Below are 19,572 nucleotides of genomic sequence, written 5' to 3' on the forward strand. Positions count from 1 at the left end.
TTTTTTAGTTTTAAGTCTCTAGCCAATTTCTTCTTTTTAGTCAAGCTGCCTTTTTCATAGTCTTCAGGAAATAACGTTGGCATTTTCTTACCCCCCTTTTATCCCACTTCAAGTTCAGCCTCTTCTGTAGAAACCGATTTGCTCTTTTCTTCGACTACAGCTTCCATAGATCGGATCAATTCTGCTTTTTGAGCTTGAGATAATTCTTTGATCGACGTTTTCTCTTTTTCATTTGCCTTCATTCCTAATTTATCGCTTAACTCTTCAATTCGTTTCATTTGTTGCAGCTCTATGTTGTTCATTTCTTTTTCAGCTGGACTTACTTCAACCGATTCATCCTTAATTTCATTTTCCGACTGATCTTTACCTTCTAGGGTTTCCGTCAAACTTGATTGACTCTTTTCGGCAGAAGGAGCAACAACCTCTGCTGGCTTTTCCGTGCTTTCTTGAATATTCTCATTCACAGTATTACCTGGTGTTTTAGTTTCAACTTGTTGAACAGATAAATCTTTTGGACTAGGTTGTTGAGAAGATTTATCCGGATCATTTGATATTTCAACTTGATTTGAAGGAATTTGTTTTTCTTCTATAACAAATTTCTGTTCAATTTTGTTAGATAACTGCCTCAAGAGACCGTTGATTGCTAGGATTTTTCGATTAAACGAATTCTTGAATCCAAGTCGAACGTCCTCCTTTGTACTTTTTAACCTACTAACTGTATTTTCCTTTTTCGTAGCGAAATATTGTTTTATATTCTTCTTTAAATCTCCCAGAATAGATCCAATACTTCTTTTCACCTTTTTCGTTTCTGATTGGATCTGGTTTTCGGTTGGATTCATCATTGAATCTACTGCACTAATTGAGTTTCTAATTACTAATTCAACTTGCTTTAAATGGTTTTCCAAAATAGTTTCCAACTCAGCTTTATTCACATGTTGTACACCTTGATGAATCATCTGTTTCATAAAATCATCTACATCTTGCTTCGTTTCATTAAAAGCAACATTGATATCCTGGATAAAGGCATCATTTCTAGGCATATCATTTAGCATTGGATTATCTTCCTCAACTACTTTCCTACTCTGACCAGATTCACTCAATGAAACCGCCGACTCATTCACTTGATTATTCTCTATTTGAATTAATGCTGATTCTAATTGAGTTTTGAAAGCATTCGAAGTATTCCCAATTTCTATTCCTATTTTCTCCTTGTAAAATTTAGAGTAGCTTTCTTGAATTCCTACAAGCTCTTGTATTTTCTCCTTTGATCGGATTATTCTGTCTTTAATTGCGGTTGATTGTTCTGGATTATCGTTGGCGACTTCAATGCTTTCTAATCCTGCAATATCAATCTCAAATTCAGCAACTTCTTTTAGAATTGGCTCCACGCTATTCTCGTCTAATACTTCAACTTGTAAATTAAGTTTACGCAAAGCCCAATCGATTTCGGCCACTTTATCCCATTGTTGCTTGTCCCTATGATCCATACTTTCTTGTTTCAATACTTCAATCTGGTTACCAATTTCAATATATTTCAAATTTTTTATTTCTTCTATTTCATGTAATTTCAGCACATGATCTCCTCCTTCATTTATGGAAAACTCTACCCCTTCTTTTCCTTTGTGCGTCTCATTTTCGGACATACTGATTGTTTTTTCATCTTCAATGAATTTAACAGTATAGTCGGCCACATCGTTACTATACGGGAACAATCGAAGCAAATTGCTCGAGTCTCCTTCAAATACTTCCTCTAGCTGCTCCTGAGTTATTACGTCATGAGTAAACGCCTGACCTTCTTGATCAAACTCAGTCAACTGAAAGTCTTCTCGATTGTTTGAGCTGTAAGAGAAAACTAGAGCCAATGAAGTCTTCTCACTTCTATCTGCGTTTAAGCTCTTGCTATAAATCTCAAATGGAATTCTTTTATCAAGAACCTCGGTCCAAAAACGATTGACCGCTACTATCTCTTGATTAAACTTATCTAATTCATAAAATGGATTACTATAGACTATAGGTACTTTCATAATCTGGAATTCTTCACGTGATTTGCTCTTTAACAAGGTTTCTATTACCTCTTGGTCTTTAGTCGTCTTAGCGCTGTATTTTTCGGAAGGAATAAAATCACCGTCTTCTTGAAGCTCTAAGGCTACCTTATTTAGGCCTTTAATAAAGTAGATCATTGGATTCTTAGTCCATTGTGTAATCGCCTTACTGTCAATGAGCGCTTGAGAATGTTTGCTAATATTTTTGTGTGCTTTGTCGGATTGATCATTATTTTTGATCAACTCTTCTAATTGTTTTGTGTATTTTCGGATAGTATCTTTTGAAAACCTGGACTCGCCGGCCTTTGATTTTTCGATTTCTTCTTGTATACGTGGAATATTTTCAACACTCATAATAAGACCGCCTTGTTTGTTTAAGCCCATTTCTTTATTTTCTTTTTGCTCCTCTAACTTAGCGACACGATCCTCTTGTTGTTTTATTTGATCTGACAGATTCCTGATACTATTTTCAATCTGATCTCTTCGATTAAACCAAGATTGGCCGTTTCTCTTATCATTCATCGGCTGTCCGTTTGTTAGTTCCTGGTGCGCGAATAGTTGATCAAACTTTTCGTTATACTCATTTCTCAAACGTAAAAGCTTCCTTCTTGCTTGCCCTAAACGACTATTATCCTCAAGATCCTCTTCAGAAGTTGCTGCTTCAGTACGATTAGTTGACGTAAGATTTAAATCAGTCGCTTCAGCTTTATTGGTAATAGAGAGTGAATTTTCTGCTTTATCAGGAAGTTTAGGGTAGTTTTCCATCATTCCCAATTTTTCGGCGATTGGCCAAAGAGTTTCCGGAATATACATGGCTCTTTCTTCACCGTAGACATTCAACCATTCACGTCTGTTGTCATCGAATGCTTGAATATCTTCAGTCAGATTTTTATAACGGTGTTCCCACTCGACTCCAAGCGGATTATTTAAGCTGCTGAAGATACTATCTACATCTTCTAAACCGTACTTCATCAATGCCAGTTTTGCATTCACGGGATTACGGAAAGTAATGATCAAGATCTCATTTTGCGCTTCTTCGGGCAGAGATAGCCACTTTCTTAATTGTTCTTCGGCTGCTGAAACAGATCTTTCATCACCAATTTGTTTTACGTCAATTTTTGATTGTGACTGCTCACTCATTAAAGCAGAAGGAAACAGCATTTCGGTCAACGAATTTCCATAAACACCATGGAATACTTCCCTTTCACCAATCATTGACAACATTTCGTCATGATCCAGTGAATAGTCAGCAAGTTCCGATCCATCAAACAAGAAAAGTGTTCCTTCAGGTAGTTCCTTCATAACATCTAAGGTATTCTTATGAATCTCTGTGATTTGTTCCATCGTATCTGTTTGAGGAATAGCATTCGTATATAACTCAATTGTCTCTTCTTGCATTTGAATAGCAGTAGCTTTTCCTACTAAAGAAAGCTCGCAACTTTCCAGGGCTTCTCCAACAGTCAGTTCATTGTTCTCATGAAAAAATTTCATCGATTTAATAGACTCTACTTCTTTATCGACACGTTCTTGTACCGTTTCTTGATCAAGATCACTTTGTTCTTTGCTTGATTCTAAAACTGCAGTTTTTAAATCCGGAAAGACACTGTCAAAAAAGGTTGTAATTTTTTCACGCATCTTCTGGTCAAATAAGGCGTACTCAATGCTTGTTGAATAGGTCTCTTTCGATTTAAGGAAAATACTACTCAGGCCAGTTTCGCTAACATATAATTCAAACGCTCTTGCGAATACTTCTGTAGGAGCTGTATAATATTCTGCCTTTTCAGCCACGTAGCTGCCTTTTCCGTTTAATGAAAGGTTTGCTCTATACCTTGCAACGATTGGCTTGAAATCGTCTCTCATACTCAATAAGCGACCGTTATCTATACCGTAATCTAATGCGTGGCCGTACTCATGAACAAATGATTGAATACCCACACCACCAATTTCATCGTCAGTATCTCTAAAATCGATTGCGATCGTATTTTTGGTAGGTACGAACAAACCGAGGGCTTTATGGTTCCCGAGCTTCCTCAAACGCAGCTCAGGAAGTTTTTCACCAGTTTTTGGGAGAATGTCGTGTATCCATTCCATTTCTTCCTCAAACCGTGAAAACAACGCTAGATCCACATCATTATCTATTTCAACGAATTGGAAATATTGATTTAGGGTTGTTGTTTCCATTATTTCGCGAGTATCCTTGTTGATATTCTTTTTTGTTTGCCAAGCAGAAGCCCTAGTTTGCTTATCAATATCTTTTTCGTACTCTCGTTGAAGGAAAATATCGTAGGTGTTTTGAATATATCCTTCTACAAAATCAATTACCTGGTTTTGTTTCCGAGCATTCTGGATCGTTTTTAGATAAAGATAGGTAGTTCGATACCCCTCTTTAAGAAGATACGGTGACTTGTCTAAGTTTACTTTGACTGGATTTTCGGGATCATCTGGTAGATCTCCCCAATTAGCAGCAAGTTGCTCCTCCAACCATTGCCGTTCTTCTCCTTGTACCTCATTACTATCTAGCAATTCTTTCATTTGTGACGGATTGCCAAGGTACTTCTCTCCTTCATCTCTAGGTAGTGTGGCCAAGAAAGCATCCGTCAATTCCCCGTGAGAATTTTTTTGAAATAAATGAGCATTCTTTTTTCCGGTATAACTTGCAATTGACAGTTGCTCCAGTAATCGTTCTAAATCCCTTCTTGCAAACTTCCACTCCTGGGCAGAATCATCAAATTCTTTTAAGATATCTCGCTGTAATTTATCGTAGCCAATCGCCCGATTCATATTCCCTAGAGCGTAGTAATCAGGATCCTTAGAGCTACTAGGCGTAAAATAATAAAATTCACCGTGCTTTGTACCATTTTTATTCTTTGGATCTAAAAGCACATTGATAGTTTTGACACGTTCTTCAGATCCATTGATCTCTTTCCTTGTAGCTATAGCCGAGTATACTGATTGCCCCTCGGCCTTACTTCTAAGCATGATACTTTCAACTTCCTCAACCGGCCTGATCTTAACTTCAGCTGACCAAGGTTGCCCATTCCAGTCTAAAACTAAAGCCTCTTCCGTTCCCACTGGATATCCATATCGATTTCGGATAAATGTGTCTACTGCCCTAATTTCGTCTTCTTGTGTCCAAGAGCCATTCTTATAAATATTATCAGCTAACTTTCGAAAGGCCGTATACAAGGTATCTTTGTCTGTGAATACCACTGGAGACGAAGTAGTGGTCCCATACTTCTTTTTAAGCAACGAAGTTAATTGATTTTCCATTAAAGAAATCCCCTTTCCTAGTCTCTGTTCATTGGTTTGTCAGCAGAACCCTTTTCTACTGTCATTCTTTGGAACTGATCAGAAATTTGTAACAGGGCTGAAACTGCTCCTCTTTTATAGTCAGTCATTTCACCTTCTTGATAATCCTTGATCAACCGAAGAATATAGTTATTGAACTGTGTTTCATTGAATGTGTTTTCTTCCATAATGTCCTCCTATAGTTGCATTGATTCCGACTCTTTCGTCACTACATCTTTCTGGATATTGTTGATCAAGTGCTGTAGTGAAAAAGGGTCTTCTGCTTCCTTCAGCAAGCCTTTTTGATACTTCAACTCGTCGTTCCAATCGTTTTTCGTCATGCCTTCATGGCATTTTGGAAAATGGGGAATCACATCAATGTTGTTGATCCCAAAAGAATGATAAAAATCTTTCGCTGGTACCTCCACACGTGCTAATTGCGGATTAAACTGTGGCGCATCATTATCCAAGGCCAAAACGATCTTCAATTTCTCAATTTTGGTTCCTGATTCTCCAGCTAGATCATCTATCTTTTGCAGCCACCGTTCCACGCTTACTTTTTCTTCAATCTTTTTCAGGTTCGTTACATCCGAACAAAGTGCTTCAACGATCGCACGGGAAATAATCGCCTTATTCAGTCCATTCATTGCAACCAAACGGCAATTGGAAAGTTTGTCCCTATGCAGTTCGTAATAGCTCATCATGTCAATAGGGGCTTCAAAAGCATAGACCGAGAAAGGGTTTTCTGGCGTAGCTTTGCTAAACTGTGACTTATCACCGATATCGACAATAACTCCACTTGATCCTTCACTTCGATATAACGTCTTTTTTAACCGGCCCTTCTCAGGATAGAGTTGTTTGTTATACCAGATCCCTTGCCTAGCACCTCCGACAATTTTCCCTTCCAAATTATGGTGCTTGAAAACGATAATTGGTTCAGTTTTTCCCGTCTCATAATCTCTATGGACAGCTTGGACCATAATACCTTTACTTAAAAAAAAATCGATTGTTTCGTCAGATACCCCGCGTTCTTCTTTCAAATATTTTCTAGCATAGTCAAACGTCTTAACTTCCTTTACTCGATAGACAAAAGGTTCTTTCTTAGGTACTTTGGAACCATCAAATATTCCGGCTTCAGTACCGATAAGATACTGAAGGGCTTCTTTGAATGACACGTTGTTGATCACTTCAACCATTTTGATTACGTCTTGGTGACGAAGTTCATTCCCTTTTGAGTACCAGGAAAAGGTATTTTTATCCGGATCTATTTTAAAACTAGGGTGTTCGATCCATGCATACGTCCTTCCGACTTTCTTCAACTCCAAACCTAAAGAACTTGCAACATCCAGGATATTTTTTTGTTTAGCCAGTTCTTTCAATCGATTGGGGTTGTATTTGTTCATATACATTCACCTCCAAAACAAAAAAGACACGAACAAACGTGTCTTTTTTAGCTTATGCTTGTTTCAATTTCCGCCTTTCCCCAAGGTCAATCGGGGAAAAGTGCTTTTTTTGTTCCACAACCTGAATAACTTGCGTATGTTCTCGATTAAAATTAGCCAGTGCTTCTTTGAAATTGGCTTCCAGACCTGCATTCATAGTACGTTGCCGCATTTTTAACTCGTCCATTTTCCCTTGTAAGATTCGAGAGAGTTGATCTGTTTGTTTTTCATATTCGGCTTTAATCGTCTGATCGATCTTGTTTTTGTAAGCTTCTCTCAGTACATTGGTTTCTTCTTGCAACTGAGAAACAAAGGCCTGTTCAATTTCTCGTAACGCTTGCTGGTGACGTAATATTTCTTCCTGAGTTTTCTGCTCTTTTTCAAGAGAAAGCTGTTGATTTAAGTTGCTTAGTCGATCCTGTTCTTCAGCTGTTAACCGCTTAGTGACTAGTTCTTCAATCAAGTCGCGTTTGTCTAACTGTTTGATTTCTTCTTTTATCTTCTTGGTTTCAGTTTCGACAAAGGCTGCCAAAGCATTATCAATCTCAGCTTTTGTTGATTGAAGTACACTTTGAACGATTTCATCTGAACTAGATTGAATTTCTAACTGACTCACGTCAATCTCAAGTTCTTTATCCAATAGATCAGAAACTTCATCAGGAATGATAGGATTCAGCTTAGAATCCGACACGTAGGCTTCCGGATTAGCTGAAGCAGAATGTTCTCGTTCTTCTCTGAGTTGATCGATCTCCATTTTTTGCGCTTCTATCGCTTGTTTTAGCGATAGAAATTCTTTTTTAGAAACTTGGACAAGTTCTGGTTCGTTCGGAGCTTCATCGGCGGATTTCCTTTCCTCCACAGCCGATTCGTTCATACTTAACTCGTCTGTGCTTGAAGTTTGCTCTGCTTGCACTGGAGTTGTATCCTGATGTAATTCTAACTCAAAATCCTCTAAGGTAAATCCATCGTTTCCATTAGGTGTTTCCTTGTGTTCAGTTGTATCTTCAGCTTTAATTTCTTCAGTATCGTCCACAGAATAATCAATTGGTTTTTTCGTAAAGAAATCCGATAACTCCTCTAGCCATTCGAAGCCCTCTTCTTGGGGTAAGTAAATGCGTTTTGCAAAATAGACAGTGCCGTGAATATTGTTTCTTACTTTCGTAATAAGCACAGAACCCTTCAAATAGTCTCTTTTGAAACGAAAGTCTTGATCGGTAATGTATTCCACAAGATCATAAGCATCATATAGTTGTGAATCCGGCAAATTTTCACTCTCGGATATTTCATAGATAAATTTAGGCTTTCTCTTAAATAGTTTCATAGCTATTCTCCTTCATGGAAAGATCTGATTCCTCTTGTTGAACAACTTCATGACCAACGAAAGGAGTCGAAATTGATCGGTCTTTCAATAATTTAATCGCTTCCTCATAAGAGATCCCTACTTCCTCGATTACTGACCGAAACCCTTTGCTTTCCTCTTCAGCAATTTGAGTTTGTAGTTTCTTTATACTTTTATCCAACTGGTCCCTCTTTTTGATTGAGTCTTCCATTTTAGATCGAAGCTTCTCTAACTTACTCTGACTCACTTGAATCACTCCTTGCTTGATCGTTTACTTCATACATTTCTGTAATTTTGTCACCTAAATAACGAACCAGAAAAGACTCTTCTGTCATGAAAGGCGAGTCTTGGTAAGGCACCTTTTGTTCTATTCTTACAGTTACTTTGTACAAATTATTATCAGCTGTATCCTGGTAAATTTGAGAGGATAGGTATCGACTTGACACCAGTTGCGTTGAATTTGACGTATTGATTTCTTTTGTTTCTTGATAGGTATTGATCAACTCCTTGATTATTTCACTATCAGCCTCGATACGTTTTTGCTCGTATAACTCCTCACTCATAAGATCTTTTAGCAAATCCGCGCGATCTGATACTGATTTTTCATCAAGATCCCACGTGAAATAAACACTAAAGAAGTTTCGCAACAAGTCAACGGACTCGTTTTTTTCAATACTAGACTCGGTAGACTCTTGTGTCTGAAGCATTTCACTAGAAGCTGTTTCTTCCGTCAACATGCCTTCAGTAGTTCCTGAAGTACCTTGCCGATCGCTAGTTTCTTGGGTTTGCGTTGGCGGCTGCACAGACTTACTGTCTGTATTCATGAAAGCTATTGTCATATACACAAGCCCTACAACGATCGCAACTAATAAAAATATACTCGCACCCATAATGATTTTGATTTTTCTTTTATCTTGCATTGGTTCCTCTCCTTATTAGTTTGGCGGCCGAACAACAGAAGACACGCTGCCAGGATAAAATGTGACTGTCCATGTTTTCAAAGGCCCAGGGTTCTGGTCATATAATACGTATTGATTGTTTCCTAAGACCTGACCTACAACACCAGTATGTCCATATAAAGAATGGGCGTACCAAGATCCCATATTGCCGCCTGTAGCGTAATTAATAATGTCACCGGCACGGATTTCTTGATAGCTAGGATTTCGAATGACTGACCAGCCCCAGCTGGCCCACGGATAGTCTGTTCCAATGTCACTAGCCTTGACTCCACCTCTCAAAATGATTGATGGATTGATCGAATTAGCGTAAAATGCAGACACCGCATAACATTCGCCAGTTAGACCACCGAATTCTCCACTAATAACTGTACCTAAGCGTTGATCCAATACTGCTAATCCAGCACCGCCGCCGCCAACAGGTCCATAGCCTCCAGGCGGATCCGGAGTACCGCCATTCGCATCGATCCATCGATCTAATTTTTCAGCTGTTTCAGCTCTCGACTTCCCCGCGTCCAACTTGGTCCAATAAACAAACTCGCCTGGTTGCAATGTATTGTTATGATAAGCCCTAGCACGTGCGTCCATAATCGCCAATGTTCGATTCCCGTAAGAATCTATTTGTGTACTTCTGAAGTCTTGTACAGCTCTTGTATTGTCCCAAGAAGCACCTTGGTTAGGATCATTATCAAATGCACCATATCCAAAGATATTCGCTTTAGGGAATTGGAGGGCTACTCCAGCTGTACCATACGAGCTTTCCCATTGAGCGAAAGCTACAAGCATTCGGACATCTATCCCTGAAATGGCTTGAAGCCGCAAAAACTCTTCCCCTGTGGCACGAGAGTCTACTGTATATCCCTCGTTTGCAATGAACGTATCTATTTGCTCAGCTGTAATCCCGTATCGTTGGGCTAGTAGTGAAGAATTGTATGCATTGTCTCCGTCCCAATGTTTGACATAAAAAACGCCGTCATTAGAAGAAGCGTTGCTTTGACTATTGAACATGAACAACAAGCCAAAAAAGATCAATAACACAAAGGCTATACCGGCCACAATCCATCCGATCGGATTACTGGCCGTGAAACTGCTGACTACTTTACTCGTTGCATGTGCAACTGCTTGTTGAATCTTAATAGCAACTTGAGAAGTGGTGACTTGCTGTGTTGACTTGCTCTTTACAGATTTCATGGCCACACTCGCCACTTTGCTTGCCTGCTTGTCTGAAGCGAAACGCAAAGATTCAAGTTTTCCAGTAGTTACAGATTGGGAGAACTTTTGGTTTTTGGTTAAAAATCGATCTACTTTTTTTGCTCCCTTGAAAAGGTGATCGGTATTTTTCGCATTTGTTTTGAATTCTTGCAAACCTTCTGTATCTTCTTCTTGATCAAGTATGCTGAAACTTTGATCAAGAAGTTGTGTTGCTCCTATTTTTTTCGCTGAAGCCGAAAAGATTGATTCAGAAGGTGCAGCTTGCTCATTACCGATTCTTGGTTTCGACTTTGTTTCTTTTGTTTTCTTTGACTTGTTAACTATCTTGTCTTCGTTTAGATTTTCAGATTTTTTAGCAGCTTCTTTGGCTTGTTTTTTATTTTTGCTTGAAATGGTTTCTTTTTTTGATTTATGAGAGAAAGCTGATTCTCTATCCGGTCCTTGATCAAACGAAGAAGCCTCTCCCTTAACATGTTTTGTAAGGGAGTTAGCTTTCTTCTTATCAGATTGAGTAATAAATGTTGAACTATCTTCTTTGAACTGTTGAGTGCCAACTGTAGATCCTGTATTTTCTGAGTGGCTTGTTCCTGAAGATATCCCCGCATTCAGCTCATTCTTTTGTTTCGTATGTTGCTTTGTAGCATCAATTTGCTTCTTACTGCTTGTATAGCCATAGACCGCTCTTTGATTAAATTTAGCGATCGTACCGGAACGAATTTTCAAAGAGCGCTGCTCTCCCTTAAAGCGAGCCTCTTTTGGTAGCTTAAATTTGTCTTTAGGCCGTGAGTTGATTTTCATTTTTTCTGCTCGTATTCATTAATTCGAATAGTTTCGTTTCTTTCGGAATCAAATTAGAGAAGGGAATAATTTGACCACCTGCAATAATCAATCCAGTTCCGACTCTATTGTTCTGAAGGTACATAGCTTCTTTTTCCGTCAGTTTGAAGCGATCTACTAAGGCATCCAATACCTCTCCCTTTTGTTCTAAGAGAATTAGAAAATCTGAATTGAAGAGAATCGATCGACCTTCCATGGTCGATAACATGGTTTCTGCCGATTGGGTCATGAACGTTGGACATCCATAATATTTCCGGATACGAGAATAGATCTCCGAAGCTTGTACACGCAAGATTTCGGGTTGTGAAGGATTAATCATGACTTGAAATTCATCAATATAAACCCGTGTCTCAATTCCCCTTGCACGATTTTCTACTACTTTGTTCCAAATTCGATCCAAGATCGACAAATAGCCAAACGTGGTCATTTCATTTTTTAGCAAATACATATCATAGATAGTTAAATTCTTTGCCACATTCACATTGGTTTCTTTTGCAAACATATTTAAAGATCCAGTGATATATAGTCCCAAAGCATCAATCAATTCTTTTGCATCTTCAGAGGTGTCTTCTTTCAAGACTTTATACCACTCTTGCAAGGTAGGCCTATCATATTCCTTAAAAGTTTTTTGTGTAACCGAATCAATTTTTGTTCGTTGACCAGCAGTAATATGTCCAACCAAGTTAGAGATCAGACTAATCAAAAAGTTCGATTTGATAGCGACCGGACTGTCTCCTGCCGACATATATTTGGCATCAGCTAACTCCAAAATATTTATCGACGTATCACTTCCTGGGGCAACAGTGACAACCTCACCATCTAAAGCATCAGCAAGAGGAATATATTCTCTCTCCATATCCAAAATAATGATTTCAGCTTCAGGGTTTCTAAGACGTGTAGCAATTATTTCATTCTTGGCCGCAAAAGATTTCCCACCACCGGATACAGCCATGATTCCGCCATTTGCGTTCTTCATTTCACTACCCATTCGATTAATCAAAATATTATTTTTTGATAATTGATTTGTCCCGTAATAGGTTCCGCCCTTATGTTGAACATCTTGGCTGGTAAATGGAGAATTAATCGAAATATTCGGTGTGATCAAATCGCGCATAAACGTTCGTTCATAGTCTAAATAGTTTTTGCCGATCGGTAGACTAGAGTTCAGCGCTTCTTCTTGTGTCAGATACAATGGTTCAAATACAGCCCCAAACTTTTCACCAACAGCCTTCACTTTGTCTATCTGGTGATACAAGGCTTCTTTTGACTCGTCCCAAACGTAAATGAGGAATGTAGAAGCTTGCTGCTTATCCCCTGTTTCTTCTACAAACTCAATTTGTTCATTCAAATCTTCCTGGTGTTCTCGGATCGTTCGTGCTATGTGCCTAGTCGAATATCCGCGCTCACTAGCTTTCATTTCTCGCTTGATTACATCAGACTCAAGATTTGTCGCTTCTTCTCTAAGCTTTTTCGCTGTTTTTGCGATCGAATAAGGGGTTGCATGAATTGTGATCACCATTTCTGCTTCCGCTTCTGTCAGCTCTTTGCACATGTTGTCAGATAAGTTACGTGGAAAATCGCGCAAATATAATACTTGACCAAAATGATCATCCATTTGAAAGTCGATTTTTCCGACTTTTTTAAAGTCGAGATAATTTGGTGCAATTAAGTCCTTCGTTGTTCGTTTGCTTCTCTCAATGTCTTGATAGTCGCCATACAGCGGCTTGCCAGGACGCAAGATCTTGTTCATCGTCTTTAACCTTTGCATGCCATCCTGTGCCTCCATAGGGGCTTTGACAGCCATCAATTCATCTGCAAATGCATCACTAATATTTAGCAATCGTTTTTGTGCATTTCTAATGTTTTCTGCATGAGTAGACAGCGTAATAAAACGTTCTACTTTCCAGTTATTCCGTCCAGCATCGTAGCTCGTCTCAATGATTTGGTTCAATTCATTTCTAAGTTCGTCACCTGCGTCATTTTGTAAAGGATACGCAGTTTCTTGCATGTACTTTCCTTTTGGATTTTTGGTAACTAATAACGATAGTTGAAAATGTTCTTTTTCAGACAATTGATTGATTGCTTTGTTGTATTGAGAGAGTACTTGTTTTTGTTTCTCAACGTGTGCAGTTGTGTAGTTGATTGCTCCTAACGTATAAGTCATAGAAAAGATATCCTCGACGACATGCATCAGCCCGTCTTCAAACAAGGCTGTATAATACAAAGAGTTTTGCGTACTAGCAGCTTTTATTTTTTGTTGTTTCTTTAATTTTTTTGTTTTTTTGGAAGTCTTTCGCACTATATTTTTCAATCCCTTCTTTGGTTTGATATGTTCTGATTTGAACCGTTGTTTGATACTTCAAATTTAGCTTTACCCAAGTAGAAAACTTATAACCATGTGGTCTGAACATTGCGTTAAAAGCAATTAAACCTAATAAGGGAAAGCACAATCCTCTAAGCAAGCCTACTGGAATAAATCCATAGATGGCATTGACGACATCCAATCCGAACGTAAGTAAAAGGCCTAAGATCAAAAGCCATTGAGATCCCGTCAATCCGGCCATTGTTTTATCCCTTTTTGAAACATCTCTAAAAACTTTGATTTCCACTGTTTACACCCCAAACATTTCTGAAGATTTTTTGTGTGTTTGCCACAGAACGATAATGAAAACAACCGCCAGTATTAGATTTTGGAAGAACTGAACTTCCATATCAATGTTCAATGGATTACCTAACCCCGTTAGATCCAGTGTGATACTAGATAAGAAATGGTACACACCAAAAACGACCATTATTACTGCTGGTTGAAAAGCATAAGCTAAAATTCTTTTAATATAGTTTTTCCCAATATGATCATGTTCTTCAGACGCAAAGGAAGACATCGGAATAGGCATGAGTGCCAGCATGACATATAACTGGAAGAACCGTAGCAAAACGATTACCCATACCATGACGTAGGCAGCCAATGTTACAAGAGCACCAATAATCACCAATAAAAGCACCATTATTCCTCTTCGTAGTGCTTCAGTAGGATTCAATAGCGCACCAATTAATTCACCAATTATTGATAAGGTATCTGTCGGAACCTCTACACTTGGTAGGAGAAAAACATCAAAAGCATTTCCTGCATGTCTTGAAATTAAATTCCCAAGTCCAATCCCAATATCCAAAATAAAATTTAACGTCATACTTGAAAAAGCAACGGCCATTCCACCAAGAGCAAGACGAAAAGAGAGACCTTGAAACATTTTCAAGGTCACAATACCGGCATTTGACGAATTTGCTTTTTCAAACATTTTCGCGATTTCTAAAACTATGAGTATTCCTACTAGATACGCACCAACAGCACGTGTTGAATTGGCAATAATATTATTGATCCAACTCAATGTTTCCGGAGAGAAATCCCCCATATTCTGAGTGAGCGTTTCAACTAAATCCATACGAATCCTCCTCTGAAGTGTTTGTTACATGCCTGGAGGGTTCGAGAAAATTCCACTAATTAACGATCCTCCGCCGATAGCGATCAAAAGCATTCCACCGATAACTAACCAAGACCCTTCCATTTTCCCTTGAGAATCCCCTTGTCGACCTGCTTGGGTGATTTGAACAACACCCCACACGGCTAAAAGAACACCGCCCCCACCAATCATCCACATAATCCCTTCAGCGATTGTTGCACCAGTGCTGCTAGCATTCCCTACTACTAATTGATTCAATCCTGTAGCTACATTTGATAAAATTCTATTCATTATTTTCTGTCTCCATTCACTTTTATAATTTTTTATGCTGCCCAATCAATATCCAAAACCAACGGTTCAGTACTTGCTTCCTTTGATACGTTTACTTCAAATTTTTCTAGGCTATTTCTATATCGTTTCACCTCATACCAATTCGGATCGCCTTCCTTATGGCCGAACTCCTTAGCATTCGGGTGTTTCTTATAATTAAACTTAGGAACCTTGAACATTGGTACTGAAGCAATTTTTACCAGTGCATTCAACCTGTCCAGCTCCCCAACTTCACTTTGAGAAATAACTTCTTTTCCAACTGGTTCACTACGAACGGATCCTCTATCGCGTTTTTTAATGTAAATTGTCTTCTTCCCAGCAGTCTCAGAGAAGAATTTCTGAGTATCTGGTTCGGTAGATCCTGAAAGATAGATCCACGCGTCACAATTACCAAAAAATGACTTCCAATCGTCCTTGTACATGGCTACGATTTGATTGACACTCTGTAGTAAAATCGTGATACTCATCAAACGGCTTCTGAATACAGACAAAGCTTGTTTGATATTAGGTACCTTACCTAAATTGGCAAACTCATCCATTAAAAATTGGATTGGAACATTAGCTTCTCCGCCCATTTCATTGTCAATTATGTGTTCCAGTGTTCTAAATGACAGTAAGAAAATAAGAAGAGGAAGGAAATTGAATGTGTCGTCCATATCTGGAATCTTCAAGAAAACCGCAGTTTTTTCCTCAACCCATTTCTCAATTTCCAAGTTGTCATCTTTAATGAATTCTTTGACCTGTTCGAGATCAAATAGTGAAAAACGAGTGATTGTAATTGCGAGTACACTGTCTTTTGTTTTACCTTCAAAATTCCGAATAAAGTTTTGCCATTGAAGATAGGCATAGTTGTCTTCACCAAACTCTTCCGCAAAATTCTTGAACATGAATTCTAGAGGACTTTCGACATCCTTATTCTCACGCTTCAGTAATCGAACTAAGGTACCTATTTGATCCAGACTAGGCATAATACCGTCACCTTTGATTTTTTCTGTACCGCGATAACGATAATAAAGATAAGCAAACAGAGCTGTAATAAGCAGTTCCTCAGCTTTATCCCAAAACGGCTCACCTTTTTTCTCATGGTCGGCATTTGTAGAATCTATCAAAGCGTTTATCACTTTTTTCAACGTTACCTCATCCTTGACATAAGCAAATGGATTGAAGTGATCGGTATTTTTCAGCGTATCAAAATCAACCACTTTGATTTTGTAGCCATTTCTTTCTAGCATTTTTCCGACACGGTTCACGGTTTTTCCTTTCGGATCAGTTACAACAAAACTTGAGTTCATTTGAGCAATATTACTCATAATGTACGAGGTGGTCTTCCAAGATCCTGATCCTCCAATAACCATTACATTGTTATTTCTGTTCAACCTCGGATTTTTTCCCTCGTACAAGTTTTTGTAGCAGCCTTGGCCAAAAATAAGATTGTCTGAAAAGCTCTTCTTGTTCCTAAACTGCTTCATTTCCTTTTTGGTTCCCCACCGGCCGCTACCGTATTCCTTTCCTGGATCATATTCCCTAGTATCTCTTACAAGGTAGGCCAAAGAAGCGACGGTCAATGCGGCACCACATACAAGGAGCGACGTTCTTTCTGTAGAAAAATGAAGCGGATTATAGAAAATCTCCTTACTTACTTGCACGGCTGCAGCCAGCTTCTCACCTTCTGGTGCATGCATGGCTAGTTCTGCAGCTCGATTCGCTACAAAAGCACCGGCTCCACCAAAAAAAGCATACGGAAGAAATGATTGCTTTTCTGTCATAGCTCAATTCCCCCACCAGCGTTTTCAAAAAGAGATAGTGCGTCCAAGGTTTCTTTTGCCTCTTTCGCACTATCTCCAACTAATTTGGTTCCTTCTGATCCAACTTGAACGCTGGCTTCTTTTTCTTTCTCTACCGATTTTGCTTTTTCTGTTGATTGTTCTTTGGCCTGTTTGATCAACGCTTCAAATGTGGGCTTCGTGACACAATCCGGATCCTTGACGATTTCATCGATCGTCCGTTGAAGTGCTCGTGTAGCAACGTTCGCATCTTTTGCGTAAAAGTGTAGCTCCATTGTTTGATCAGGAAGTTCCTTGACATGGAATTGAAGACCATACTCCGTCAACATTGTCTTCAGCTGATCTAAATTCACTTCTTTATTTAACAGCTGTGGTTCAGCCAGCATTTTATTACTGGCCAATAGAAACTCGTAGTCTTTTTCACCGGCCTTAATGAGAAGCTTTTTCTCACAATCGCGGATTAACTCCATTTGTTTCTCTCTGGGCAATTGTTTAAACTTGAATTCTAATTCGGGTCTATCTGGGAGTCCAAGTTGTTCTCTGAGTTTTTTAAACTTTTCCCAATTATCCGTTGCAAGTTGTTCTGCCTGTTGTTTCATTTCCTTAGACTTTGCGGCCTGTTTCAGCATCGAAAAGAGGCGAAACAATTGATAGAGCTTTTGAGGTGTTCCTTTACAAATAACTTGATAAGCCTCTTGTTGCGATTGACTCATAATCTAGCCTCCTAGTTCAAAAGTCTTCAGGAAGATGTGCTGAAATATCTGATTCTTCAGTGTCTTCCTTTTCTTCGGTCGGAATAACTCCTTCTAAGTGTGCTTTTAATACAATTAAAAGATTTTCCAACGTCTGATCAGTAAGCGTAATTCCTTTTTTCATCTTTCCTTCAGGCGACCAGTTTCGAAGATCATACACTGGATCTCGCCCATTATAAGAAACCTTATTAAGCTCAGTAGTTCCCCACTTATTTCTTGCAATGATGCCGATTTCTTCTGTTTTTTCAAAAGAAATTTCCTTGTTTTCTTCTTTCGATTGGTTCTTTGTTAAATCAAAAACCATTGATACCACCTCCAAATGAAATTCCTAAAAGTCTGTTCAACTGTTGCTCAGCATGTATAAACTGTTTCGAGGGAGTTAATGTAACTTCAGAACGGATTGAACAATCATATTTCTTGTTTGCTAACTTGAATATTTGTTCATCCTCAGAAAAGAGATAACCTTCCCCTATTTTCAGTTTAGTAATAGGCTTGATATAGCTTTTCGGTATCACATTTTCATTCGCTAAAATTTCTGCAGACGTAGTCGGCATTTGCATAGCTAATACAAAACTTGCATGCTTTAACAAATACAGCTGTCTCCAATTAAGATCGTTAACACGATGGGCAGTAAACAAATATGCTGCATTCAGGCCGTTAGTTTCTTCCAATAAATCGATAACCTGAGTATCCTCATCTATATTGGGAATGAAATATTCAAGATCATCAAAGTAAACCCACGTTTTTCTCCCATCTTTCGTATTTTGTTTGATCATTTGGCATATCGAGCGAAATAATGAATCTATATTTTGCTTATCGATTGGCATACCAGGATAAGCTGTCACCCCAACTCCAATGTTTTTATCAAAATCTACAAAAGTAAAACGACTATTACTACTATCCATGTGCTTTAAAAAACTCTCATATTCATTTTCCTGAGAAACAAGAATGATCTTATCGTTTTTAAATGTATTTAATGCATGAGAAATCATATTCCTGATCAAGTTTGTTTTCCCACATCCACTTTGCCCAATAAGCACTGTGTATTCTGATTTATTTTCACCAAGCGCAGCTCTCATCAACTATCTTCCTCCAGTCTCACTAGTCAACCCCTCACTGAGTATTGCGTGAGAAAAGTAAAACAATTGATTCATATGATCTATGCACTGATAAATAGATAATTTAAGTTGATCAGTGATCCGATTGTCGTCATTGATCGTTTGGATCACTTCTTCCTCATTGTAAGAATAAAAGCCATCTTCCCAACGTAAAGAAACTTCGATTACTGATTGCGCAATGGAGATTCGATAACTACAACCATCCTTGTTTATATTCTCTTGTCCGGATATGTGCATGTATTGACCACTCCTTTCTTTACTCTTCTTTCATTGTTGCTCTAACCATAATTCGATAATCTGAGCCAACTCGATCACTATTACAAGTTAATAAAGTCAACCAATGACTATCGTCTGGATCATCCAACATATATTGCCCTTCACTTTGGTGAATAACTCTTGTCTCTTGTACGACATAGGTAGCTTCTTCCCCGTAAAAGGTAATTTCTACCTCGTCTCCGACTGATACATACTGTAGAGAACCGAACAACAGCCCTTGTGAAGTCATGTAATGGCCTAACAGAGCAAAATTTCCTTTACCGATTTGCTGATTTGCCTTAACTGTTCCAGCTCCAATGCTGATATTGGCTTGCGTGATCCCTTCTAAGATAGGCAGATCCATTCCTACAGCTGGAATACGTATAAATCCAACGCCATACTGATCGATCAGTTCAACCGGATCCACAGGCAAATGTGACGATCGTAACGGTTCTATATCTTCCCCACTGTAATTTCCTATCACTCTTTGATCAGGTGATTTTTGTTGCATTTCCACCAATGCTTCTTGTTGCAATGCATTCACTTGTTTAGAAAACTGGAAATGCTTGATAAATACGCCAAGTACTACCAAACCGAAAATCAAAATCACTGTAGTTGTATAAACAGCAATTTTTTTCCGTTTGGACGTCTGCCTAAACAAAAGCTTCAATCTCCTGGTTTTGATTAATAGTCCTCTCACGCTATTTCTCCTTCCACAAATACAAAAGAGACAAAGTGAACTTCACTTCGTCTCTTCTT

The 19,572-nt window shown here is 38.6% G+C and carries 17 protein-coding genes; all 17 read right to left on the reverse strand.

Annotation, left to right across the window (positions count from 1 at the left end):
- Positions 1-98 precede the first annotated feature (98 nt).
- Genes IGI82_RS17975 through IGI82_RS18055 form a run of 17 tightly spaced genes read right to left on the reverse strand, consistent with a single transcriptional unit; the run spans position 99 to position 19,474 of the window.
- Positions 99-5,312, reverse strand: a complete 5,214-nt coding sequence (locus IGI82_RS17975) for an LPD1 domain-containing protein (protein ID WP_438842616.1) — start codon at positions 5,310-5,312, stop codon at positions 99-101.
- Between the two features lie 17 nt (positions 5,313-5,329).
- Positions 5,330-5,518 carry a hypothetical protein gene (locus tag IGI82_RS17980; protein WP_438842617.1) on the reverse strand — a complete coding sequence of 63 codons (189 nt, stop codon included), beginning with the start codon at positions 5,516-5,518 and terminating at the stop codon, positions 5,330-5,332.
- Between the two features lie 9 nt (positions 5,519-5,527).
- Positions 5,528-6,733 (reverse strand): hypothetical protein, encoded by a 1,206-nt coding sequence (locus tag IGI82_RS17985; protein WP_438842618.1) that lies wholly within the window; start codon positions 6,731-6,733, stop codon positions 5,528-5,530.
- A gap of 52 nt (positions 6,734-6,785) precedes the next feature.
- On the reverse strand, positions 6,786-8,093 hold the full coding sequence (locus tag IGI82_RS17990) for a hypothetical protein (protein WP_438842619.1): 1,308 nt from the start codon (positions 8,091-8,093) through the stop codon (positions 6,786-6,788).
- Positions 8,080-8,292, reverse strand: a complete 213-nt coding sequence (locus tag IGI82_RS17995) for a hypothetical protein (RefSeq protein WP_438842620.1) — start codon at positions 8,290-8,292, stop codon at positions 8,080-8,082. Before IGI82_RS17995 ends, IGI82_RS17990 begins: the two co-directional genes overlap by 14 nt.
- A 52-nt stretch (positions 8,293-8,344) precedes the next feature.
- Positions 8,345-9,031, reverse strand: a complete 687-nt coding sequence (locus tag IGI82_RS18000; protein ID WP_438842621.1) for a hypothetical protein — start codon at positions 9,029-9,031, stop codon at positions 8,345-8,347.
- A 15-nt stretch (positions 9,032-9,046) separates the two neighbouring features.
- Entirely contained in the window at positions 9,047-11,077 is a 2,031-nt protein-coding gene (locus tag IGI82_RS18005) for a CHAP domain-containing protein (RefSeq protein ID WP_438842622.1), read from the reverse strand.
- Positions 11,055-13,415 carry a VirB4-like conjugal transfer ATPase, CD1110 family gene (locus IGI82_RS18010; protein ID WP_438842623.1) on the reverse strand — a complete coding sequence of 787 codons (2,361 nt, stop codon included), beginning with the start codon at positions 13,413-13,415 and terminating at the stop codon, positions 11,055-11,057. The genes IGI82_RS18005 and IGI82_RS18010 overlap by 23 nt, the downstream gene beginning before the upstream one ends.
- Entirely contained in the window at positions 13,354-13,725 is a 372-nt protein-coding gene (locus tag IGI82_RS18015) for a PrgI family mobile element protein (protein WP_101699667.1), read from the reverse strand. Before IGI82_RS18015 ends, IGI82_RS18010 begins: the two co-directional genes overlap by 62 nt.
- Positions 13,726-13,728: 3 nt before the next feature.
- Complete coding sequence (locus IGI82_RS18020; RefSeq protein ID WP_153884127.1) at positions 13,729-14,556, reverse strand: type IV secretion system protein; 828 nt, start codon at positions 14,554-14,556, stop codon at positions 13,729-13,731.
- Positions 14,557-14,580: 24 nt separating this feature from the next.
- Positions 14,581-14,865, reverse strand: a complete 285-nt coding sequence (locus IGI82_RS18025; RefSeq protein ID WP_101699665.1) for a hypothetical protein — start codon at positions 14,863-14,865, stop codon at positions 14,581-14,583.
- Positions 14,866-14,897: 32 nt separating this feature from the next.
- Positions 14,898-16,670, reverse strand: coding sequence for a VirD4-like conjugal transfer protein, CD1115 family (locus tag IGI82_RS18030; RefSeq protein ID WP_438842624.1), 1,773 nt, complete (start codon positions 16,668-16,670; stop codon positions 14,898-14,900).
- Positions 16,667-17,401 (reverse strand): DUF3801 domain-containing protein, encoded by a 735-nt coding sequence (locus tag IGI82_RS18035; protein ID WP_438842625.1) that lies wholly within the window; start codon positions 17,399-17,401, stop codon positions 16,667-16,669. Before IGI82_RS18035 ends, IGI82_RS18030 begins: the two co-directional genes overlap by 4 nt.
- Positions 17,402-17,417: 16 nt before the next feature.
- Positions 17,418-17,744, reverse strand: a complete 327-nt coding sequence (locus IGI82_RS18040) for a PC4/YdbC family ssDNA-binding protein (protein WP_438842626.1) — start codon at positions 17,742-17,744, stop codon at positions 17,418-17,420.
- Positions 17,734-18,522, reverse strand: coding sequence for a hypothetical protein (locus tag IGI82_RS18045; RefSeq protein WP_438842627.1), 789 nt, complete (start codon positions 18,520-18,522; stop codon positions 17,734-17,736). Before IGI82_RS18045 ends, IGI82_RS18040 begins: the two co-directional genes overlap by 11 nt.
- On the reverse strand, positions 18,523-18,795 hold the full coding sequence (locus IGI82_RS18050) for a hypothetical protein (RefSeq protein ID WP_438842628.1): 273 nt from the start codon (positions 18,793-18,795) through the stop codon (positions 18,523-18,525). It abuts the gene before it with no gap.
- A 19-nt stretch (positions 18,796-18,814) separates the two neighbouring features.
- Positions 18,815-19,474, reverse strand: coding sequence for a class A sortase (locus tag IGI82_RS18055; protein ID WP_438842629.1), 660 nt, complete (start codon positions 19,472-19,474; stop codon positions 18,815-18,817).
- Between the last annotated feature and the right edge of the window lie 98 nt (positions 19,475-19,572).

Source organism: Enterococcus sp. AZ067 (assembly GCF_051715005.1).
GTDB lineage: Bacteria > Bacillota > Bacilli > Lactobacillales > Enterococcaceae > Enterococcus_D > Enterococcus_D casseliflavus.